The 21,575-nt window shown below is 31.6% G+C and carries 22 protein-coding genes, 2 tRNA genes, 1 pseudogene and 1 other annotated feature; of the genes and pseudogenes, 21 read left to right on the forward strand and 4 right to left on the reverse strand.

Annotated elements, in window-relative coordinates; genetic code table 11:
- A pseudogene (locus RSB60_RS06485) lies at positions 1-256 on the forward strand (aconitate hydratase); the annotation flags it as partial.
- Positions 257-274: 18 nt separating this feature from the next.
- On the opposite strand, the gene RSB60_RS06490 reads toward RSB60_RS06485, so the two are convergent.
- The gene (locus RSB60_RS06490; RefSeq protein ID WP_332615244.1) at positions 275-1,834 is read right to left on the reverse strand and encodes an NAD(P)/FAD-dependent oxidoreductase; all 1,560 of its coding nucleotides are present in this window, start codon (positions 1,832-1,834) and stop codon (positions 275-277) included.
- Between the two features lie 59 nt (positions 1,835-1,893).
- Here RSB60_RS06490 and RSB60_RS06495 point away from each other — a divergent pair, with 59 nt between their 5' ends.
- Positions 1,894-2,400, forward strand: coding sequence for a hypothetical protein (locus RSB60_RS06495; protein WP_332615246.1), 507 nt, complete (start codon positions 1,894-1,896; stop codon positions 2,398-2,400).
- 199 nt (positions 2,401-2,599) lie between these two features.
- Here RSB60_RS06495 and RSB60_RS06500 read toward each other — a convergent pair whose 3' ends face one another.
- Positions 2,600-3,010, reverse strand: coding sequence for an arsenate reductase ArsC (locus RSB60_RS06500; RefSeq protein ID WP_332615248.1), 411 nt, complete (start codon positions 3,008-3,010; stop codon positions 2,600-2,602).
- Positions 3,000-3,722: an HAD family hydrolase gene (locus RSB60_RS06505; protein ID WP_332615250.1), complete on the reverse strand. Its 723-nt coding sequence runs from the start codon at positions 3,720-3,722 to the stop codon at positions 3,000-3,002. Before RSB60_RS06505 ends, RSB60_RS06500 begins: the two co-directional genes overlap by 11 nt.
- A gap of 122 nt (positions 3,723-3,844) precedes the next feature.
- Here RSB60_RS06505 and RSB60_RS06510 point away from each other — a divergent pair, with 122 nt between their 5' ends.
- The 4 genes from RSB60_RS06510 to RSB60_RS06525 all read left to right on the forward strand — a co-directional run bounded on the left by RSB60_RS06510 (position 3,845) and on the right by RSB60_RS06525 (position 6,745).
- Positions 3,845-5,308 (forward strand): NAD(P)H-hydrate dehydratase, encoded by a 1,464-nt coding sequence (locus RSB60_RS06510; protein ID WP_332615252.1) that lies wholly within the window; start codon positions 3,845-3,847, stop codon positions 5,306-5,308.
- A 48-nt stretch (positions 5,309-5,356) separates the two neighbouring features.
- Positions 5,357-5,444: transfer RNA gene (locus RSB60_RS06515), tRNA-Ser, on the forward strand.
- A gap of 142 nt (positions 5,445-5,586) precedes the next feature.
- Positions 5,587-6,165 (forward strand): type 1 glutamine amidotransferase family protein, encoded by a 579-nt coding sequence (locus RSB60_RS06520; RefSeq protein ID WP_332615254.1) that lies wholly within the window; start codon positions 5,587-5,589, stop codon positions 6,163-6,165.
- A gap of 43 nt (positions 6,166-6,208) precedes the next feature.
- Positions 6,209-6,745: a phosphatase PAP2 family protein gene (locus RSB60_RS06525; RefSeq protein WP_332615257.1), complete on the forward strand. Its 537-nt coding sequence runs from the start codon at positions 6,209-6,211 to the stop codon at positions 6,743-6,745.
- A gap of 46 nt (positions 6,746-6,791) precedes the next feature.
- On the opposite strand, the gene RSB60_RS06530 is transcribed toward RSB60_RS06525, so the two are convergent.
- Positions 6,792-6,878, reverse strand: a tRNA-Leu gene (locus RSB60_RS06530).
- Between the two features lie 100 nt (positions 6,879-6,978).
- Here RSB60_RS06530 and RSB60_RS06535 point away from each other — a divergent pair.
- The 15 genes from RSB60_RS06535 to RSB60_RS06605 all read left to right on the forward strand — a co-directional run bounded on the left by RSB60_RS06535 (position 6,979) and on the right by RSB60_RS06605 (position 21,497).
- Positions 6,979-8,079 (forward strand): alkaline phosphatase family protein, encoded by a 1,101-nt coding sequence (locus tag RSB60_RS06535; protein WP_332615259.1) that lies wholly within the window; start codon positions 6,979-6,981, stop codon positions 8,077-8,079.
- 118 nt (positions 8,080-8,197) lie between these two features.
- On the forward strand, positions 8,198-8,473 hold the full coding sequence (locus tag RSB60_RS06540) for an ArsR/SmtB family transcription factor (protein ID WP_332516328.1): 276 nt from the start codon (positions 8,198-8,200) through the stop codon (positions 8,471-8,473).
- A gap of 63 nt (positions 8,474-8,536) precedes the next feature.
- Positions 8,537-9,544, forward strand: coding sequence for a permease (locus tag RSB60_RS06545; RefSeq protein WP_332615262.1), 1,008 nt, complete (start codon positions 8,537-8,539; stop codon positions 9,542-9,544).
- Between the two features lie 13 nt (positions 9,545-9,557).
- On the forward strand, positions 9,558-9,896 hold the full coding sequence (locus RSB60_RS06550; RefSeq protein ID WP_332615264.1) for a thioredoxin family protein: 339 nt from the start codon (positions 9,558-9,560) through the stop codon (positions 9,894-9,896).
- 77 nt (positions 9,897-9,973) lie between these two features.
- Complete coding sequence (locus RSB60_RS06555) at positions 9,974-11,137, forward strand: AI-2E family transporter (protein ID WP_332615265.1); 1,164 nt, start codon at positions 9,974-9,976, stop codon at positions 11,135-11,137.
- Between the two features lie 74 nt (positions 11,138-11,211).
- Positions 11,212-11,829, forward strand: a complete 618-nt coding sequence (locus tag RSB60_RS06560; RefSeq protein ID WP_332615266.1) for a class I SAM-dependent methyltransferase — start codon at positions 11,212-11,214, stop codon at positions 11,827-11,829.
- Between the two features lie 103 nt (positions 11,830-11,932).
- Complete coding sequence (locus tag RSB60_RS06565) at positions 11,933-14,029, forward strand: hypothetical protein (protein ID WP_332615268.1); 2,097 nt, start codon at positions 11,933-11,935, stop codon at positions 14,027-14,029.
- Positions 14,022-14,975, forward strand: coding sequence for a hypothetical protein (locus tag RSB60_RS06570; RefSeq protein WP_332615270.1), 954 nt, complete (start codon positions 14,022-14,024; stop codon positions 14,973-14,975). The genes RSB60_RS06565 and RSB60_RS06570 overlap by 8 nt, the downstream gene beginning before the upstream one ends.
- Complete coding sequence (locus tag RSB60_RS06575) at positions 14,972-16,378, forward strand: glycosyltransferase family 2 protein (RefSeq protein ID WP_332615272.1); 1,407 nt, start codon at positions 14,972-14,974, stop codon at positions 16,376-16,378. Before RSB60_RS06570 ends, RSB60_RS06575 begins: the two co-directional genes overlap by 4 nt.
- Positions 16,379-16,506: 128 nt before the next feature.
- Positions 16,507-17,964 carry an amino acid permease gene (locus RSB60_RS06580; RefSeq protein WP_332615274.1) on the forward strand — a complete coding sequence of 486 codons (1,458 nt, stop codon included), beginning with the start codon at positions 16,507-16,509 and terminating at the stop codon, positions 17,962-17,964.
- Between the two features lies 1 nt (position 17,965).
- Positions 17,966-18,241, forward strand: coding sequence for a hypothetical protein (locus RSB60_RS06585; protein ID WP_332516334.1), 276 nt, complete (start codon positions 17,966-17,968; stop codon positions 18,239-18,241).
- A 48-nt stretch (positions 18,242-18,289) separates the two neighbouring features.
- On the forward strand, positions 18,290-18,790 hold the full coding sequence (locus RSB60_RS06590; protein ID WP_332615277.1) for an NUDIX hydrolase: 501 nt from the start codon (positions 18,290-18,292) through the stop codon (positions 18,788-18,790).
- Positions 18,790-19,137: a DUF6054 family protein gene (locus RSB60_RS06595; RefSeq protein ID WP_323382615.1), complete on the forward strand. Its 348-nt coding sequence runs from the start codon at positions 18,790-18,792 to the stop codon at positions 19,135-19,137. Before RSB60_RS06590 ends, RSB60_RS06595 begins: the two co-directional genes overlap by 1 nt.
- 267 nt (positions 19,138-19,404) lie before the next feature.
- Positions 19,405-19,634, forward strand: a binding site (T-box leader).
- A 36-nt stretch (positions 19,635-19,670) separates the two neighbouring features.
- Positions 19,671-20,978 (forward strand): sodium-dependent transporter, encoded by a 1,308-nt coding sequence (locus RSB60_RS06600; RefSeq protein ID WP_332615279.1) that lies wholly within the window; start codon positions 19,671-19,673, stop codon positions 20,976-20,978.
- Between the two features lie 81 nt (positions 20,979-21,059).
- A complete protein-coding gene (locus tag RSB60_RS06605) occupies positions 21,060-21,497 on the forward strand; it encodes a hypothetical protein (RefSeq protein WP_332615281.1) in 438 nt (145 codons plus the stop codon).
- Positions 21,498-21,575 lie beyond the last annotated feature (78 nt).

Genomic DNA, 21,575 nt, shown 5'->3' on the forward strand with positions numbered 1-21,575 from the left:
TATTCATCAACAAAATTTAATCAATTCAGGAATTCTCCCTGTATACTTTTTGAAAAATGAAGATTATGATCAAATTGATTTATATGATGAATTAGAATTTATCGATGTATTAAATATAGTACCAAATAAGAATATTATCGTTCGTAATAAAACAAAAATGATAGAGTTTGAAGTAGGACAATATTGTACTGATGAACAAATTCAAATCATTAAAAATGGTGGATTATTAAACACAATACGATTAAATCAAAAATAAAAGAACCGAGAGGTTCTTTTATTTTGTCATATACTTTTCAGCAATACGAATTCCATCAACTGCACTGGACATAATACCCCCAGCATATCCCACACCTTCACCACATGGGTAAAGATTTTCAATTGTAGTACTGTGGCCTTTATCATTTCTGGTTAAACGAACTGGACTACTAGATCTAGTTTCTACACCAGTCATAAGTCCACCACCATCACTAAATCCAGGGATTCGGCGATTGAAAGCTATAAATGCTTCTTTAAGAGCAGTATTGATTTCAGTGCTAAATAGCGTACTTAAATCGGCAAATGTTGTACCTAAACAATATGAAGGCTTAACATCAAGGAAATCAGTAGATACTTGATCCGCTAAATAATCCTTAATCAATTGAATAGGTGCATTGTAATTACCGCCACCAAGCTCATAAGCTTTTTTCTCAATAGCTTCTTGGTAATTGAATCCATCAAGTACAGAACCCTTATAAAAGTCCTTTATAGGAACTTGAACAAGAATAGCACTGTTGGCATTTTCTTGATTACGAGCATGTTCACTCATACCGTTAATCACAAGTGTTTTTTCAATTGAAGAACTTGGTATGACAAATCCTCCAGGACACATGCAGAAACTATATACACCACGTTCATTAGAAGCAGTATGTGTTAAATGATATTCTGCAGTTCTCAAGCGAGGATGATTGTAAAACTCACCATATTGATTTTTATCAATAAATTGTTGATTATGTTCAACACGAACACCAATCGCAAAGCTTTTTGGTTCAGCACAGACGTTTTGCTCAACTAATTTTTCGATTGTATCTTTAGCACTATGTCCTAAACACAAGAATACGGTATCAGTATCAAGTGAACCTTGATTCGTTTGAACACCAGTAATCTTACCTTCATTAAGAATTAGATTTTCAAAACGAGTGTTGAATTTAACTTCACCACCTAAGCGAATAATTTTTTTACGAATATTCTTTACGATATCTCTCAATTTATCAGTTCCAATATGCGGATGAGCTTCATAACGAATACTTTCATCGGCACCTGCTTCAATGAATTCATCGATGACTTTTATTACTCTATCATCTTTGATACGTGTAGTCAGTTTACCATCAGAGAAAGTACCAGCTCCTCCTTCACCAAATTGAACATTACTTTCAGGATTTAAAATACCTTGTTCCCAGAATTTGTCAACATCAAGGATTCTTTGATCAACGTCACTACCACGTTCTAACACAATTGGATTGTATCCTGCTTCAGCAAGTAGTAAAGATGTGAATAAACCAGAAGGACCAAAGCCTACTACAATTGGTCGAGAAGTGGCTTCGAATGTCACTTCAGGTAAGATATAAGTTGGTTTTTCACCAGATGTTACATCTTTATTTGTTAAGAATCTCTTTTCATTTTTAACATCAACTAAAACAGAATAGACAAATTGAATAGGTTCTTTTCTAGCATCAATTGATTCTTTTAAGATTTGAAACGAATGTATATCACCAACAGAACAGCCAAGTTTTTTTGCTACAACCTCTTTTGTACATGTTTGGTCGAGAGTACATTTTATTTGATTTACGATTATCATTTTTATCACCCAAGGTATTATACCATGCTATAATGCTAATAGATACGGAGGACTTAAATATGAGAAAATTAATTATTCTATTGCTTTCCGTTGTAGTTCTAGGTCTTGCAGGATGTTCAAGTAAACCTGAAAATACTGATACGAAGAATACGCCTACACCAACTCCAATTGCAACTTCTACCCCAGAAGCAACTAAAAAACCAGAAACCACACCAACCCCAGAAGCAACAGATAAAACAGAGAATCAAACAGGTATTGTTTTGACAGATACGTATGTAGTTGGAACATTTATTGAAAAAGCTGAAACATATCCAACGACAATTTCTTTCAAAGAAGATGGAACATTTGCGTCCAATGTTAATGTATGTTCAGGTATGTTAGATGTAACGGGTACTTACACTTTAGAAGGTGATACAATATCATTATTTATACCCGATGAAACAGGTATTTATTACTTAGATCATGATCAACCATTTAAATTTATCGTTACTAAAGACTCACTTAAACATAAAACAGATGAAGCATTCTCATGTGCAGATGTTGGTGATTATTTACCTAAGGAATAATTTAAAGTATTTTATAAGTTGTTTATTATTAACCTCAATATAAGGACGTAAGTCTAAATACGAGGTTTTTTTATGAGACTAACAAAAAAAGAGACTAATCCTTGATAGAAAAGAACTAGCGAAGTATTAAAATTATTTTTAGCATAATAAAAAGCAGTAGATGAATGAATTACTGTACTCATCTGCTGCTCTAATGATTTTATGAATTGTTATTTTGTACTGTACGTTTCAATTGAAGAATATTTCTTTCAATCTTATAAATTGTCTTTAAAAATTCTTCATCACATTTACCACTAGGGTCTTCTAATCCCCAGTCTTCATGGTAAGTATGTGAAACGGCAGGGCATTCAACATTACAACCCATGGTGATTAGAATATCAATAGGAGGTAAATCAGTAATCAGTTTACTGAACTGTGTTTCTTCCATGTCAATATTGTGTATTTGTTTTAGAAGGCGTACGGCATCTGGATTGATCTTATCAACAACGACGGTTCCAGCACTGTAACAATCAAACATATCAGCAGCCAGTTTTTTACAAAGAGCTTCCGCAATTTGTGAACGACAAGAATTATGAACGCACACAAAGGCAACTTTTATTTTATTTTCCATCGATAATACCCTTTAAAAGATTATACAATTCACTATTGCGACTATAGTCAGCGACACGAACAATATCAACAACCCCTTGTTCATGAAGTTTATTGAAATTATCGAATGTTTCATGGGGTTGATGAACGAATACAGCAGTACCACCATGAGTTTTCATAAATTCCATGGCATATACATCTGTAAGACCATCACCTAAATAAACCATATTTGTACAGTCGTAATCAAGGTTGCCGTGGGCTTGACATATTTCTTTTATCTTATCAACTTTCTTGCGGTCATTCATTGCATAATCAATTCCATAAGCATTACCATCTTTGTCATAGGCAAAGGTTGTACCATAGATTTCTTTGAAGTATTTCGCAATAGGGGTATGCATAAGGGGAATCTTAAAACCAGAACTAACTAAATAATGATCAGCAGAATCTTTAAAGTCTTCAAAATAATCAAAGATACCAGGGTTATAATCAGATATATTTGTGGCTTTCGCAAAAGTTTCGTCTGTTAAAGGATATCCCTTTTCTTTAAGAACATTTAAGAAAGTTATATAGTAAGCATCAAAAACATCACTTTTAGGATTTTCATGAATCCATTCTTTCATTTTTTGTTGATAATGTTCAGGTGTACATCCTAATTCATCCATGAGATTAACACGAGGAACAGAATTTGTGGTTAACGTTCCATCGTAATCATAAATCAAAATTGGTTTATTCATAAGTTTACCTACTTTCTCAATGAGATAATTATAATGAAATAAAAGGTTTAGTGCAATCGTTACATCTTATAAAATCATAGTCAATGAAACATGTTCATGATAAAATGAAAATGGAGAAAAATATGATAGTGACGACAGAAACAATGAAAAAATGTGAAGAAAAATCAACTTTTTCAAGTGAAGATCTGATGGAAGAAGTTGCTTTTAAACTTGCTATCGAGATAAAGAAAAGGCATGATATTAATACTAGTATTTGTATCGTGTGTGGTCAAGGCAACAATGGTGGCGATGGATTTGCCTGTGCCCGGATTTTACTAGGTGAAGGATATAATGTATTTGTATTTCCTATTGAATCTAAACAAAAAACAAGTGAATCACAAAAAAATAGAGATTTGTTGAATAAAAAGAACATTATTACTTTTAGTAAAGCACAGGAGAAATCTTTTGATATCATACTAGATGCAATTTATGGATTTGGGTTCAAAGGATCTATACAAGATAAAATTCGTCCAATAATGAAATGGATAAATGAATCAAAAAGTATAGTATATTCTATTGATATTAATAGTGGAGCTGAAGCAGATAGTGGAAAATATGACAGAGATGCCATTAAATCTACAATAACATTTGCACTTGGATACTTAAAACCAATTCATTGTTTAAGAAAAGATCATTTTTTGTTTGAACAAGTACTCTGTATTCCTTTAAGAATACCTTCACCTAAGAAATCTGATTGTATTGAAATGGATGAAGATAAATTCATTGAAGGATTACCTAAGGTTAGAGAAGATGGCTATAAAGGACAATTAGGTAAAGCACTATTAATTGGTGGATGCACGGGAATGATAGGCGCTTTAGCTTTAAATATATTAGGTTCAAAAGCAAGTGGATCTACATATCTTCATGTTGCTTGTGAGGAAGTAATTTATCCAGTTCTAGCTACAAGAGAAATTACTCCAGTTTTCCATCCTTTTACAAATGATACAGTTACTTCAGTGATTCGTCCCTTAATACCTGAAGTAAATGCAATTGGCTTTGGAAGTGGTGCAACTTATTTAGAGACAAAAAGAAAAATACAAGAATTGGTTCTTCAACAATCTTGTACACCTGTTGTTTTGGATGCTGAAGCAATACGACTTCTCATCGGAAATTTATATATTCTAAAATTAATTCAAACACCTGTAGTATTGACACCACACTTGAAAGAATTTGCGGATTTAATCAGACTACCGATTGAGGTTATAAAAGCAGATAAAATAAAAATTGCACAAGAATTTGCGAAAGAGTATCATGTTATTTTAGTGTTAAAAGGACCATGTACATTAGTTGTTTCACCATTTGGTGAATATTATATTAATCAAACAGGAAATGCATCTCTAGCTCGTGCGGGTAGTGGCGATTTATTGATGGGATTAATTACGGGATTTATAAGCCAAAAGAAGGATATAATTACTTCTGTAGTCATGGCAGTATGGCTACATGGCAAAGCTGCTGATTTAGCTATCCTAAAACATCCTGTAACAACAATGCAACCAGAATACTTGATAGAAGCAATTGAAGAATTTTATTTAAGTAAGAAGAGGTAACTCTTCACAGAGTACCTCTTTTTTTGTATAATGAAAGGCGACTGAACTGAAGAGCTGGCCGAGCGGTTGAAGGCACCATCTTGGAAAGGTGGCGTAGTGCAAGCTACCATGGGTTCGAATCCCATGCTCTTCGCCAATAGTAATCAACCCTTTATTTTGAAGGGTTTTATTATTTTATGTTTTGTTATTTTATAGTGTGATATGATTATTAAAAGCGATTCATTTGTAATTTCAATTAAAAACTTATAAGATGAATAAAATTATATAAGGAGAATAGAATGAGTGATAAAAAAGAAATATTATTAGTACTTACTGATAAATGGTGTGATTGGGAAGCAAGTTATGTGTGTGCTGTTGCTAACTCTTATTTAGAGTATTCAGTTAAAACAATTGCAGTTGATCAAAATCCAAAAGTATCAATGGGTAATATAGCGGCAGCCATTGATTATAATATTGCTGATTATAATGATTTTTCAGATGTTGCAATTGTTATTTTAACAGGTGGTCTTTCATGGGATGAACAGGACTACGATGATATTGCGAAATTCATTAGAAGTGTTGTGGATAATAATATTCCAGTTGCTGCTATATGTGGGGCAACAACATTTTTATGCAGACAAGGTTTTTTAAATAATGTTAAACATACTGGAGATAGCTTAGAATTATTTCAAAGTCAAAAAGGATATAGTGGAGAGTCACTCTATATTTCTGCCCAAGTAGTGGTTGATCAAGGAATTATTACTGCAAATGAAACAGCTGCTGTACAATTTGCTTATGAAATATTTAAACTTTTAAAAGTGGATGATGATGTAACAGCTACATGGTATGATAACTTTAAGAATGGTGCTATACGTTAAATTATGATTATTAGAATTAATATAAAAAAAGAGGAAAATTAAATTGATTACTCAAATTGACATACAAATTATGATGTGGATACAAGAACATATGCGTTCAGAATTTATGGACTCATTCATGAAGTTTATTACATGGATAGGTGATTGGATGTTGTTGTGGGCAATACTTTTTGTTATTTATTTTATTTTTAAGAAACAGGAACGCAATGCAAAAATATTAGCATTGTCATTATGTATTTCTTTCTTAGTAAATCAACTTATTTTAAAAAATATTGTAAAGCGTCCACGACCTTTTGTAGAAAATTCACAGCTTCCTTCACTAATTAGTGAACCAACATCTTATTCATTCCCTTCTAGTCATAGTGCTACATCTTTTGCAGTCGCAAGTTCATTGTCATTAGTCAACAAATCATTACGTTTTATTAGCTATCTTCTAGCAATATTAATTGCGTTTTCTAGAGTATACTTGAATGTTCATCATCCAAGTGATGTTCTTGTGGGTGCGTTAGTTGGTATTTTATCAACATATGTTGCAGAAAAAATAGTAAATTTGTTTGAAAAAAGGAAGTTAGCTAAATAAGTAATAGAAAAACATATATACCTAGGTATATACGTTATTTTTTGCTTGGTGCCCGAGACCGGAATCGAACCGGTACGGTATCGCTACCGACGGATTTTGAGTCCGTTGCGTCTACCAATTTCACCACTCGGGCATATGCTTTAATATAATAACCTATTGATTGTCAAAAATCAATATTTCTTGTGTTATTTAAGTGTTGTGATAGAATAATTAGAAATATGAGAGGATTATTTATGAAAATATCAATGCCTACAAACAAGAACAGTTTAGCACAAGTATCGAATAGTTTTCGTCGCTTTTTAAACTGTAAACTATATCATGAATCAGATACAAAACTAGATGAGTGGATTAAAAGTAATGAAATTGAACAACTACTAGTGGTTTTAGTAGATGGAATGGGATATAACCAATTAGAAAAGTATTTATCAGAGGATATGTTTTTACGAAAATACTGTCATCATAAAGTTGAAACTGTGTATCCTACATCTACAGTTCCATCAACAACTGCTGTCCGTACTGGAAAGTTTCCAATGGAATCTGGCTGGATGGGGTGGCAACAAATTTTACCAGATGTTGATGATAACTATACAATGTATAGAGATGCTGGTTACTATAATGAATATCATTATTCACCAGAACAAAAAGAAAAAATTTATCCAATGGATTTAATTACAAACGATATAAGTCTTAAAAATGAGACAGCAGTTGAAGTTTTTCCAGCATGGATTCATGGAAGAAATGAAGATTTTGTTTCGTTATGCAATGAGGCAAATGAATACCTTAAAGTGGGATATAAGTATGCTTATGTATATTGGGATGTTTACGATGGTACTATGCATGAAACGGGAGTTGCGAGTAAAGAATCTTTAGATGAATTATACAAAGTAAATCAAACATTACATGATTTAACAATGATGCTAGATAGTCATGTTGGTTTAATAATTATTGCAGATCATGGACATGTTGATGTAGATAGTGTGAATATTCATGATTATCCTCAACTTACACAAATGTTTAGAAAAATGCCAGGCTTGGAACTTCGTTGTGCAAGTTTATTTATAAAAGATGAATTTAAGGCTTCATTTAAAGAAGAATTTAATAAGGTATTAAGTGACAAATTTTTATTGTTATCTAAGGATGAAGTTATAGAGAAGAATCTATTTGGTGTTGGTACACCACATCCAGAATTCGAAAATATTATTGGAGATTTTGTTGCCTGTGCAATTGACAAAACGAATTTAATTTACCGTGACAATGATTCTGTTTTTAAAGGTTATCATGGTGGATTAACTGAAGATGAACGCTATGTTCCAGTTATAGCATTTTGTAAATAATAAAGAATGTAAAATTTGCTTCAAAATAAGAGTTGAGATCCAACTCTTATTTTTTATTGACGCGTAAAAAAAAGTAGTTTATGATATTCATATCAAATTATTTTGATGTGAGGTTATCATGAAATATGAACGCAACGCAATAATTTTCAAAGCTGTTTGTGATGAAAAACGGTTGAGAATATTGGAATTATTACAAAATGGTGAGAAATGTGCATGTGAATTGATTGAGGATACAGGAATAGCACAATCAGCACTGTCATACCATATGCGAATATTGTGTGATTCAGGTATAGTAACTGGTAGACAAGAAGGAAAATGGATTCATTATCGTATTAATGAGGATGGCGCAACATTAGCGATTCAAACTTTAAAGAATATTACGACAGTTAAATAGTCATCAATGATGACTATTATTTAGAGGTTTCAAATCAAAAAAAATTGATGTGAAGGAGTTATTATGGCTGAAATATGGTATTTTATACAGAATCAGATATTAGGAATGAATTGGTTAAATGACCTTGTTGCATTTTTGCTTACAAACATGGGTGTTGATGCTTCAACAAGAGTAGGGGGAAGTCTACAATTTTTTATCTATGATGTTTTAAAAATTACTCTATTATTATGTTTGTTGATTTTTATCATTTCATATATACAAAGTTATTTTCCACCAGAAAGAAGTAAAAAAATATTAGGGCGATTTCATGGATTAGGAGCGAATATTGCAGCAGCATTACTAGGAACAGTTACTCCATTTTGTTCATGTTCTTCAATTCCATTGTTCATTGGGTTCACAAGTGCAGGATTACCAATTGGTGTTACATTTTCCTTTCTAATTTCTTCACCCATGGTAGATTTAGGTAGCTTAGTGTTGCTTATGAGTATTTTTGGTACAAAAGTTGCGGTAATGTATGTAATTTTGGGATTGATAATTGCCATTGTGGGTGGTGCACTTATTGAAAGAATGCATATGGAAAAATACATTGAAGGTTTCATTATGAATGCTAAACACATAGACATAGAAGAATCAACTCTTTCTGTTAAGGAAAGAATAGAATATGCGCAAGAACAAGTTTCTTCAACTTTCAAAAAAGTATTTCCTTATATCTTAATTGGCGTAGGAATTGGGGCAATTATTCATAACTGGATTCCTGAGTCTTGGATTGAAACAGTGTTAGGTAGTAATAATCCATTTGGTGTAATTCTTGCAACTATATTGGGTGTGCCTATGTATGCTGATATTTTTGGTACAATTCCTGTCGCAGAAGCATTGCTTACAAAAGGAGCTTTGCTTGGAACAGTACTTGCGTTCATGATGGCAGTAACTACATTAAGTTTGCCTTCAATGATTATGCTGAAAAAAGCAATGAAACCAAAATTGCTAGTTGTATTTATAACTATTTGTATAGTAGGTATTATCATAGTTGGATATATATTTAATATATTACATGGCTTTTTAATTATTTAACGAGGAGGTTAATATGAAGCTATTTAAAACAAAAGAGCAACCTTGTTGTTGCAAAAATCTAGATTCAAAGAAATTGGATTCAGTATGTTCATGTACATCCGATCAAGGCATAAAAGTTTTAGGATCTGGTTGCACGAAGTGTGTTGCTTTAGAAGAGGCAACTAAAAAAGCTATTGAAGAGTTGGGCGTAGATATTGAAGTAACTCATGTTACTGATTTTGCAGAAATCGCAAGTTATGGTGTTATGACAACACCAGCATTGGTACTTAAAGGTAAAGTTGTTTCTTATGGCAAGGTACTTACAGTTGATGAAATTAAAGAAATAGTAAATAAGGAATTGCATAATATGTAATTCCTTATTTATTTCATAGAGTGTAATTTATCAAGAGTTATTAAATTGCTCTATAATAATTTTATTGGAGGTTACCTATGTTTATCGAAAACTTAAAAAAAATAAAACAATGGCTATTCTATGCAGTGTTTTGTGCATTACTGATTTTAATCTTAATGAAAATTGATATCTTTATTGCGATATTTATAAAAATATCGGGGTTATTAACACCGTTACTCTTTGGATTAGGATTTGCATTTGTCATCAATCTTTTCTCGAGTCATGTTGAAAACTTCTTAAAAAAACATCTTCCGAAAACAAAAAGAATGATGAAAGCATGTCGACCAATAGCGATTTTTATTACAATTTTAATTGCGATTATCATTTTCTATTTTTTAACAATTGCAATTTTTCCACAATTAATACAAAGTATTCAAATGTTTGCGAAGCAATTACCAAGTTATTTAAAATCAATTCAAGATTTACTGAATCAATTCTTTGATACTTTGAAATTGAATTATGTTGTTAATTTTACGCAATCAGAATCATGGAATACAATATTGCCACAAATAACAAATTATCTTACAAAGGTATTACCAGATCTCTATAAAAATGCTATGAGTATTTCAATGGTATTCTTGAATGTATTTATGGGATTTATGATATGTTTTTACTTCTTAATCGATAAAGAAAAATTCATTCTACAAGCGAAAAAGATTGTCGCAGCAATATTCCCAGTTAAAGTATCAAATAAAATATTAGAAATCAGTCAAAAAAGTAATCATACATTTTCCATGTATATTCGTGGACAATTGATAGAATGCTTATTAGAAGGTATTATTTTTGTAATTGTATTATCATTATTAAGATTTCCATATGCCTTATTAATTGGTAGTATGGTCTGTGTATTGAGTATTATTCCAGTGCTTGGAGCTACATTTGTATGTATCTTTGGTTTTCTCTTAATACTTGCGATTAATCCTCTTCAAGCTGTTCTCTTTGTCATTGTTTACCAAGTGATTCAACAACTTGAAAGCAGCTTATTATATCCAAGAGTCGTAGGAAATTCGGTTGGCTTACCAGGTGTCTTAGTCTTAACATCAGTCTTTCTATGTGGAGGGTTGTTTGGTATAATTGGAGTATTACTTGGAGTTCCTCTAACGGCAGTTGTTTATACTCTATTTAGAGAGTTCATCTATTTCTTACTCAATCGTAGAAATGTTGAAGTTGTAGGAAACGAAGTAGTAGAGAAAAACAGTTAGGGGGAATTTATATGAAAAAATTATTTGACATTAGAATTGAAAAAGAAGGTATACATAACAGATAGGAGAATTTAATGTTAGATAACAAAGGTTTTGATTTATGGTCAAAGAACTACGATAAGTCTGTTAATCTTCTCGAGGAGAATGATAAGTATCCATTCGCTGGATATCGTGATTTATTAGGGATGATTTATTCCAAAATAAGATGTGGACAAGGCAAGAAAGTATTAGATATTGGCATAGGAACAGGGGTACTTGCAAAGCGCCTCTATTATGATGGATATGAAATAACAGGTATCGATTTTTCAAGAAATATGCTTACAGTTGTTAAAGAAAAAATGCCCAATGCTTTTTTAGTTGAGCATGATTTTTCTCAAGGGTATCCAGAGCAATTGGCAAAGGAAAAGTTTGATGCGATTGTTTGTACCTATGCAATTCATCATCTAGATGATGATCAAAAGGTAATCTTTATTAATGAACTGCAAAATCATCTAAATGAAAATGGCTCGATTTATATTGGAGATGTAGCATTTGAAAGAGTTGATGAATGTGAACAATGTAAAATAGAGAATGCTGAATATTGGGATTATGATGAAATCTATCCAGTATTGGAAACGTTAGCATCAAGAGTTAAAAATATTAGTTTTTTGAGAATTAGTCATTGTGCCGGTATATTCATAATCGGCAAATAATATAATGTATTAAAATGAGAGAGTATATGTTACTTTTTATCATAAAAGAGCTATAATGAACATGACAAAAGTCATGTTCATTTTTCGCTGTGCGGGGTAGATTATGAAACGATATATAACGATTTGTATACTTATTTTTGGAATAATAGTTACTGGAGGATTTATCTACTTAAATCATTATGTAAATAGAAATTTTCTTGTGGATAAAGTTAATGGTGATAATATTAGTACGACTGCAGTTGTTAAAGGAGATAAAGTATATCAAGTAGATGGTAATAAACAACTGAAGGAAATATTTATTAAGGGAGTAAATATTGGTTTAGGAAAACCTAATGCTTTTCCTGGAGAAGTTTCAATTACAAAAGCTGAATATATTCAATGGTTTGAAAAAATAAAGGAAATGGGTGCAGATTATGTACGAGTTTATACACTTCAATCTCCTGCTTTTTATGATGCTTTGTATGAATTTAACATGGTATCAGAGCCCCTTTATCTCATTCAAGAAGCATATATGAATGAAGATTATATTAATCAATACAAAGATGTTTATAATGAAAAAATAAATTCTGATTTTAAGACAGAGATAGAAAATATTATTAATGCAATTCATGGAAATGTAGACATAAAGAAAGTCGTTGGGCATGCACATGGGAATTATACAAGTGATGTTAGCAAATACACAATTATGCTTTTATTAGGTATTGAATTTGATGGTGAAACAATTGAAACAACAAATCGAAATAATACCAGCCAAACTAGTTTTAATGGAGATTATTTATATACAAAAAATGCAACTCCATTTGAAGTTTTTTTGGCAAAGCATGGTGATTACGCAATTAAATATGAAACAGAAAATTATCAAAAACAAACAATAATAGGATTTGCAAACTGGCCGACGAGTGATCCACTAGATCATCCAAATGAACCTGAAGATATGAATAAAATGCAAGGGTTTGATGTGGAACATATTTTGCATAAAGACAATTTTATTAGCGGAATGGTAGCATCATATCATGTTTATCCATATTATCCAGATTTCTTAAATTTTGAAGATCAAAGTAAATTCTTAACATCAGCACCTACAAATCCATATCAAGACTATCTAAAACGATTGAAACAACATCACTCAATTCCTGTACTCATTGCCGAATATGGAGTTCCAACTTCAAGAGGAGTTACACATATTGATAGTACAAGAGGCTTTAATCAAGGTGGCATGTCTGAACAAGCACAAGGCAATGCAATACTCGCGATGACACAGGATATTAAAGATGCAGGTATGTGTGGTTCAATCATTTTCTCATGGCAAGATGAATGGTTCAAGCGTACATGGAATACGATGGAATTGACTTCTGCAAGTGGCAGATCAGTGTGGCATGATGTACAAACTTCAGAAACTAGTTTTGGATTACTCGCCTTTGATTCAGCTGAAAAAATGTTGAAATCATCTTCGCTAGAAAATAACAATTTAACAATAAAGGTTAAAAGTGATGCAGAATATTTAACAATAAGTTTAAGTAAAAAGAATTTGAATTTAAATGAAGATCATTTCGAGTTGTTTTTTGATACAACTGATTCTTCAGGATTTGATCACTTAGACAATAGAAAACTTAAATCATTCATGGATTTTTATTTGAATATTAACGGAGAAAATAATAGTGAGTTATTTGTAGACCCTTATTATGATAATTTTAATTATTTGTTTGGAAGACAACTAAATATTAATTTATCAATCAAACAAAATACTGTTTTAACAAGCGCAGAATTGAATCCAATAAGACTTCGTCTTAGAAGTAGGATAAGAATTCCAGTAACTAAAAAAGAAATAGAGCCTAGTTATTACACCACAGGGAAATTAACATATGGTACCATTGATAGAACAAGTAAGGATTATAAACCAGAAAATGATTTTTATGTTATTGATGATACTCTTACAATAAGAATTGCATGGGAGTTATTGAATTTTAGTAATCCTAGTCAAGGACTTATTTTAGATGATTTCTATAATCCGTACATTGAACATATTGATGGAGTAGAAATGAAAACTAAGCAAATTAATAAGATAACTTTGGGCGTTACTTGTAATGGTAAAGAAATAGACTATATCGATGTTCCATTGAATTATTGGGATCGAATAGATTATCAAGAACGACTTAAACAATCATATACAATAGTAAAGGATGCTTGGAACAATGACTAAAGTTGCACTATTTTTGTTTAACTTGCCAATATTAGTTAAACTATTTGTAATCTTACTTTTATTTTATCTGTATATTATTGCTTGTATACAATTCTATACAATTTTTGAAACACATAAGATTAAAAAAGAAGAAAAAAAAGAGAGATTAATGCACAAAGAATATGGTTTGAAAATTGAGAAGATGTTAGATAATATCATAGAAAATAAATTGGTTGATGTTCAAGACATTTCTCAATGTAGAAGATTAGCGATGAATAATCGATTTTTTGCGAGTATGTTTTTAAAGCGATTAACTAGTAGAATTAGAAAATATACAAATTTTTCTAATACAAACTTTTTTATACAAAGAAAACGATTACTAGAATTTGTTCATGAATTAGAAATATATGAAATCGTTGTACGTTATCAAAAATATTTAGGGGTATATAATACTTTATCAATTTTAGGTATTCTTCGTGATAAACGTTCCATACCTGTCTTTAAAAAATATGAAACGATAGTATTTAAAAGTAAAAATATATTGTTAGGATATTATGTAATGTTGGGTTATGCACGAATGGGTGAAGTGGAATTATTTAAACCAATTTTTGACAAAATCATTGATACACGTGAGATTTCAAGCGAAGAAATGTATGTTGGATTACTTTATAGTTGTGAAGAAAATGTGATTGATTGGCAAGAAGATGCTTTATTACATGGTAATATTAATCATAAAATTATAGCGTTACTTTTTTTCGCTGAATTAAAAGATTCTAAGTACTATGCATTTGCTAAAAACGAACTTGAAAATTTAAATTTGAAAAATGAATTAACCGAAAAAGAAAGTGAATATAAAAATAAACTTCAGTTCTATTTGGATAAACAATTTGGATCAACACTCGATTCTGTATTTCAAAAGAGTGAAAACAAGGTTGTTATAACTGAGAGAGTGGGGATAATGCCATGAATATTAGCGAGTTTGTTTTACTATTCAATGATGTAATTGTTATTTACACATTAATTATTCTTACTTTTTTCTGTATTTCTATTGTTACTGCTGCTATTTATTTATCGAGACATAAACGCGAAGAAAAAGAATTAGGTACTTATTTTGATGGAATGCCAGAAAGATATATTCCAGTATCAATATTAGTTCCAGCTTATAATGAGGAACAAGTTATTGTGGAAAGCATTCTCTCTCTTATGAAACTTGATTATGAGGAATATGAAGTAATAGTTGTTAATGACGGTTCGATAGATGGTACACTTCAAGTTATCATTGATTATTTTAAACTACAGCCTAAAAAACTCCTTTTTAAAGAATCTATAAAAACTCAACCTATTAAGAAAATTTATGAAGGATATATCAATAATCACCATTTACTTGTCGTGGACAAAGAGAATGGCGGTAAATCTGACGCTTTGAATACAGGGATAAATATTAGTAAATATCCATTATTTATTGCAATGGATGCTGATTGTATTATAAAGCCAGATGCTATCCATCATCTTGTATTTCCAATATTGATGGATAAACGGACAATAGCTGTTGGGGGTAATATTAAAATATCGAATAATCTTACGATAGATAATGGTGAAGTTGTTCAGCAAAGAATGCCAAAAGGATTTTTTGTCATTTATCAAATAATTGAATATATGCGAGTATTTATGATTTCGCGTATTGCATGGAATCAATATAAAAGTAATTTAATAATTTCTGGTGCTTTTGGTCTTTTTAGAAAAGATAAAGTCATTGAAGTGGGTGGATATAGAACTGATACGGTTGGCGAAGATATGGAGCTTGTGGTTCGATTAAATTTATATCAAATTGAGAATAACCGAGAATATCGTATTCAAAATCAAGTTGATGCTTATTGTTTTACCCAAGTACCCAATAAATTTAAAGATTTTAAAAATCAAAGAATACGATGGCATGTGGGTTTAATGCAAAGTATTTATTTTCATCGTAAATCAATTTTTAATTTTAAATATCATCGTGTGGGATTAGTTGGAATTACCTATTATACTTTTTTTGAAATGCTTTCAGCAGTTATTGAGATATTTGGATATTTTGTGATTCTCATTGCGATTGTTTTAGGATTGTTTAACATGGAGATATATTTATTCTTGTTGTTTGCAGTAATTATATATAGTTTTTTGGTAACCATTTCAGCAATAACACTAGAACAATATTCATTAGAGAATAAAACTTCTTTCGGTTTGATTGTTAAGTTAACATTTTTGTCGCTTTTTGAGCCCTTTATTTATCGCCAATTATGTAATTTTATCCGTATTTATGCAATGTTTCGATATAAATCATATAAAAATAAATGGAATAAAGGCAAAAGAATTCAATATGAAAATAAGTGAAAACTTAGTTTATTCAATGAAATAAATACCTACGATTATCGTAGGTATTTTCATAATCACATTCATTGAGAATCACAAATAGGAGTGCTACGATAAACTTGTAGTTAAACTACAAAGGGGTCTAGTTTATGTCTAATAAGAATACAAAACATTTAACATTATTTGGTTTTTTTGCGTTGACAGCTACAATGGTTATGACTGTTTATGAATATCCAAGTTTTGCATCATCTGGTTTTTCGCTCGTATTCTACCTAATTATTGGTGGAATTTTTTGGTTTCTTCCTGTTGCCTTATGTGCTGCCGAAATGGCTACTGTAAAAGGCTGGGATACTGGTGGCGTATATGCTTGGTCAGGTAATCTTCTTAATGAAAAATGGGGATTTGCCAATATTTTCTTTCAATGGTTTCAAGGAACTGTAGGATTTGTAACAATGATTTATTTTATTCTGAGTGCATTATCTTATGTATTTAATTTTGAACCTTTAAATAGTAATCCAATGGTTCGTTTCTTTGGCGTATTAATCATCTTTTGGCTATTAACATTTTCGCAATTTAAGGGAACAAAGTTAGCGGCGAAAATTTCACGCTATGGATTTATTATTGGGATTCTAGTTCCAGCATCTATTTTATTCATTTTGACAATTGCATATTTTTTAACAGGTGGCAAAAGTTTACTTACCTTTGATATAAAAACACTAATACCAGATTTTTCAAAGATTGATACTTTGGTTGTTTTTGTTTCATTTATACTTGCATATGCTGGTATTGAAGCTTCTGCCAGTCATGCGAATGAAATGGTAAATGTGAAACGTGATTATCCAATAGCTGTAATTACACTTGTAATTTTAGCAATCATTTTAAATACAATGGGAGGCATATCAATAGGTTCGGTTGTACCAGTTGAAAAGTTAGGATTATCAACAGGTGTACTACAAGGATTTAAAGGTTTACTGGCACATTTCGGTAATAATTTAGAATGGATAGTAAGAGTTGTCGCCATACTTATTGCAGGTGGAGTTCTTGCGGAAACATCAGCATGGATTGTTGGACCATCATGGGGTATGCAAGTTGCAGGAAAAGCAGGACTATTACCAAAACAATTATCCAAAACGAACAAAGAAGGTGTGCCAACAAATTTCTTAATTCTTCAAGGAGTGATTGTAACTGCATGGGCAGCAATATTAACATTTGGAGGAAATGGAAATAATAATTTATCTTTCTTCGCAGGAATGGCACTTACAGTTATTATTTATGCATTGGCATATATCATTTTCTTTGTAGCTTATCTAGTTATGGTTTCCAAACATAATGATTTACCACGAGCATTCAAAATATCAAAGCATAAAATAGTTCAATATTTGTTTGGTGTATCAGGCTTAATATTTTCAATCATAGTATTTATGATTTCATTTATTCCACCGTCACAACTCAGTGGCAAAAATACATCGATGATTTATATTTCAATTTTGGGTATTAGTTTTGCGGTTATTATTTTTGTACCATTTATTCTTTATCATTTCATGAGAAAAAAGAATCCATTACCAAAAGGGCAAAAAATGCCAGATCTTGAACAAGGAGGTGAATAATATGAAATATGAAATAGTGACTTATCCACATGTAACATTAACAAAGAAAGTAGATTATGATTACTTTGCAGTTCCTGGTGATTTACCTTTTCCAACTGAACAATATGAGGTAGAATTCACTAGCGATGAGGGTGAAATTATCACGTGTGCATGTAGTGTGTTTGAGTATCATGTTCTCCATGAGGGTGATTGTGGAGAACTTGTCGTTAATGATCACCAAATCATTCGATTTGCAGATAAAATTAAAGAACTGAAAGAAGACTCTAGTGCAGACTAGAGTTTTCTCATATTTAAGATAATGTTATACTTGTAACGAGGTATTATTATGGAGACATGGGATGCATATGATGTACATTTTAATCGTTTAGATAAAACATTATTTCGTGGTGAACCAATTCCAAGTGGTTATTTTCACGGAGTTTCAATCGTTGTAGTTCAACATGATGATGGAACATTTTTAATGATGCATAGAGATCCAAACAAAGAAATTGCTCCTAATCAATGGGAGCCTGGTGCCAGTGGAAGCCTTTTGAAAGGTGAAAGCTTTATTCAAGGAGCATTTCGAGAGCTTGAGGAGGAAACAGGTTTGGTTGTAGATAACATGCAGTATATGCGTGATTATTGTTATCATGAATGTCAGACATTATATAAAATCTATGCAACAATCTATCATGGTGATAAAGATAAAATAACTATTCAGCAAGGTGAAACAGATGCATATCGATGGATTAAGGCAGATAAATTATTTAAGGCTATCGTTCAAGAAGAATATCTAATTATGTTTCCAGATGTGATTGAAGAATGTATAAGAAGGAGAGAGAAATAATGGCAAAGTTTGAAAGAGAATTTAAAGGTGATTTTGACAAATGTATCAATATCATAGAGGAAGAAGTTATTAGAAGAAGTTCATCTTCTTCATTAGAAGGAAAAACATTTTATTGTGTTGATGATGTAAAAGTTGGGGTATGTGTTTTTGAACGATATAGTATGATTGGATCAAATCGTGTGAGTTTAAATGTTACACTTATAGGAAAAGAAAATGATTTATTTATATCTGCAATTTCTTCAGGTGGTAGTCAAGCAATACTCTTTAAGATTAATACATTTGGCGAAGAAGCTTTTTTGTCAGAATTGGAAAATATCATCAAAGATTACATAGATGGACAAATATAACGACTTATTGTCACTTTTGTACCAACTGTATTGAGAATTGGTATTGTTAAACATATAATCACAACGAGCCTAAATGGAAATAATCCATGATGGTTCACTCTTGGACAGCCCTTCAAGAGGTGCCTGCTTATAATTAAAGGAGAATTCTAGTAGACTCTTTTGATTTCATTTACGCACAATTTAGGATTCCCCTCCTAGTGTAAATGTGGTAAGCAGGCTTAAATAAGTTTGTGATTGACGAAAGATTTATTTCGTTTTAAAATACCCATAATAGCGATGATAAGAAAAGAACTTAAAAGAAGGGTTAAAGAAAGGCTCTGGTTGATGTGAAGAGCTACTACCTTTTAAGAGATACATCTAGGAGCTTCTATATTGAATAAAATAGATATGGACGTGAGTACACGTTATAGTACAAGGGTATGATAGTACTCGATGAGGCAAACAATGAGAATTGTTTGTGAACTTAGGTGGTAACACGTTGATTAGACGTCCTTTGAATAAGGACGTTTTTATTTTGTTAAGGGGGAGAAATTATGACAGAAACAAAATTTACATCGAAAGTTGGTTTCGTTTTAGCATCTGTTGGTTCAGCTGTAGGAATGGGGAATATTTGGCTTTTCCCATACCGTGTTGGACAATACGGAGGAGCTGCATTTTTAATTCCATATCTTATCTTTATTTTCATTTTTGGTAAAGTAGGATTATCAGGTGAATTTGCGTTAGGACGTTGGAGTGGTACTGGACCTATTGGTTCATACGAAAAAGCTTTTAAAACAAGAAATAAAAAATATGGTGGTAAGATAGGTTTATTACCACTACTAGGGTCTCTAGGCATTGCGATTGGTTATGCAATTATTGTAGGTTGGGTATTGCGTTATTTAGTAGGTTCATTTACAGGAGGAATATTTCATTCAACATCAGAAGTATACTTTCAACAAATAACACAACCATTTTCAAGTATTCCCTGGCATGTAATTGTGCTAGTTGTAGTAGGTATTGCGTTGTCTTCAGGTATTATTAAAGGAATTGAAAAGATTAGTAAATTTATGATGCCTGCATTCTTTGTCTTATTTTTATGTCTTGCGGTTTGGGTCGCTTTTTTGCCAGGAGCAAGCGAAGGCTATAAATATTTATTCATCCCAAAATGGGAATTTCTATTGAATCCAATGACATGGGTTATGGCGATGGGGCAAGCTTTCTTTTCGCTATCAATCACTGGTTCAGGAATGGTCATTTACGGTAGTTACTTAAGTAAAAAAGAGGATGTTGTAAAGTTATCACAATATACAGCATTATTTGATACATTAGCTGCGTTATTGTCCAGCTTAGTTATTATTCCAGCAATTTTTGCATTTAACATGAGTCCTTCTGCTGGGCCATCTTTGATGTTTAAGACAATGCCACTTATATTTTCAAAGATGCCATTTGGAACATTTTTCTCGATTTTATTTTTTGTCAGTGTGTTCTTTGCGGGAATCACTTCATTAATCAACATGTTGGAAGCCGTAACAGAGGCATCTACTTCACGACTAAATAAATCAAGGGTTATGTCAATCATTGGGATTATTGTTATTACATTTTTAGTAGGTGTATTCTTAGAATATGAACCATATATGGGGCAATGGATGGATATGATTACTATTTATATTGTACCTATTGGAGCGGTATTGGGAGCTGTTACAATCTATTGGATTATTCCTAAGGAAACAATCATGGAACAACTTAATTTAGCAACAAAAAAGCCACATAAAAAGTCGCTATATTTGTTTGCACGTTATGGATATGTGGTGCTTGCGGGTGTTGTATTAGTATTGGGAATACTTCTTGGCGGTATTGGATAATAGCGCTACAATTCTTCGAAAAAAGATGGTATACTAAAATTAATCACAGAGGTATTCTTTGTGATGGGAAGGGGTAGTACTATGGCAGAAACGAAAGAAGTAAAAAAAGCAAAAGCAACAAAAAAAGAAACTGTAAAGAAAGAAACTGTTAAAAAAGAAGCAACAAAAAAAGCAGTTGCCAAAAAGACACCTGCAAAAAAACCAGTAGCAAAGAAAGAAACAACAAAAAAAGAAAAAGTATCGAAGAAATCAATGCAAGAATATGTTGATGTAATCAACTGGAAAAAATGGGAAGCTCATCACATGGATTGGTTGTATATTGAAATCAATGCGGGTGACTTGTTATTGGAACTTGAATCAGGTGTTGATAACATTAAAACATGTTCAGAAGCTATTATTGATTGTATGCTCGAGGGGGATGCATTTATTGTAGAACCTACAAAGAAAGCAGATAATACGTTAACTGTTCGCTATTATTGTGATAACTTAAGTCCTGAAAGAAAGAAATATTCAGAATAAAACTAGAAAGTCGCTTATGCGACTTTTATTATGTGAGACAAAGTCGAACATAAAAACCACACGCTAAGCGTGTGAGAA

It is taken from the genome of Anaerorhabdus sp., assembly GCF_036657415.1.
Taxonomy (GTDB): Bacteria; Bacillota_I; Bacilli_A; order Erysipelotrichales; family Erysipelotrichaceae; genus Anaerorhabdus.

Bases quoted from the DNA above. Each gene is read 5' to 3' on its own strand.
- RSB60_RS06540 (WP_332516328.1), top strand. From the start codon at position 8,198: ATGAAATATGAACGCAACGCAATAATTTTCAAAGCTGTTTGTGATGAA.
- RSB60_RS06510 (WP_332615252.1), top strand. From the start codon at position 3,845: ATGATAGTGACGACAGAAACAATGAAAAAATGTGAAGAAAAATCAACT.
- RSB60_RS06490 (WP_332615244.1), bottom strand. From the start codon at position 1,834: ATGATAATCGTAAATCAAATAAAATGTACTCTCGACCAAACATGTACA.
- RSB60_RS06495 (WP_332615246.1), top strand. From the start codon at position 1,894: ATGAGAAAATTAATTATTCTATTGCTTTCCGTTGTAGTTCTAGGTCTT.
- RSB60_RS06575 (WP_332615272.1), top strand. From the start codon at position 14,972: ATGAATATTAGCGAGTTTGTTTTACTATTCAATGATGTAATTGTTATT.
- RSB60_RS06570 (WP_332615270.1), top strand. From the start codon at position 14,022: ATGACTAAAGTTGCACTATTTTTGTTTAACTTGCCAATATTAGTTAAA.
- RSB60_RS06560 (WP_332615266.1), top strand. From the start codon at position 11,212: ATGTTAGATAACAAAGGTTTTGATTTATGGTCAAAGAACTACGATAAG.
- RSB60_RS06520 (WP_332615254.1), top strand. From the start codon at position 5,587: ATGAGTGATAAAAAAGAAATATTATTAGTACTTACTGATAAATGGTGT.
- RSB60_RS06580 (WP_332615274.1), top strand. From the start codon at position 16,507: ATGTCTAATAAGAATACAAAACATTTAACATTATTTGGTTTTTTTGCG.
- RSB60_RS06600 (WP_332615279.1), top strand. From the start codon at position 19,671: ATGACAGAAACAAAATTTACATCGAAAGTTGGTTTCGTTTTAGCATCT.
- RSB60_RS06565 (WP_332615268.1), top strand. From the start codon at position 11,933: ATGAAACGATATATAACGATTTGTATACTTATTTTTGGAATAATAGTT.
- RSB60_RS06590 (WP_332615277.1), top strand. From the start codon at position 18,290: ATGGAGACATGGGATGCATATGATGTACATTTTAATCGTTTAGATAAA.
- RSB60_RS06535 (WP_332615259.1), top strand. From the start codon at position 6,979: ATGAAAATATCAATGCCTACAAACAAGAACAGTTTAGCACAAGTATCG.
- RSB60_RS06500 (WP_332615248.1), bottom strand. From the start codon at position 3,010: ATGGAAAATAAAATAAAAGTTGCCTTTGTGTGCGTTCATAATTCTTGT.
- RSB60_RS06505 (WP_332615250.1), bottom strand. From the start codon at position 3,722: ATGAATAAACCAATTTTGATTTATGATTACGATGGAACGTTAACCACA.
- RSB60_RS06585 (WP_332516334.1), top strand. From the start codon at position 17,966: ATGAAATATGAAATAGTGACTTATCCACATGTAACATTAACAAAGAAA.
- RSB60_RS06605 (WP_332615281.1), top strand. From the start codon at position 21,060: ATGGCAGAAACGAAAGAAGTAAAAAAAGCAAAAGCAACAAAAAAAGAA.
- RSB60_RS06555 (WP_332615265.1), top strand. From the start codon at position 9,974: ATGTTTATCGAAAACTTAAAAAAAATAAAACAATGGCTATTCTATGCA.
- RSB60_RS06550 (WP_332615264.1), top strand. From the start codon at position 9,558: ATGAAGCTATTTAAAACAAAAGAGCAACCTTGTTGTTGCAAAAATCTA.
- RSB60_RS06545 (WP_332615262.1), top strand. From the start codon at position 8,537: ATGGCTGAAATATGGTATTTTATACAGAATCAGATATTAGGAATGAAT.
- RSB60_RS06595 (WP_323382615.1), top strand. From the start codon at position 18,790: ATGGCAAAGTTTGAAAGAGAATTTAAAGGTGATTTTGACAAATGTATC.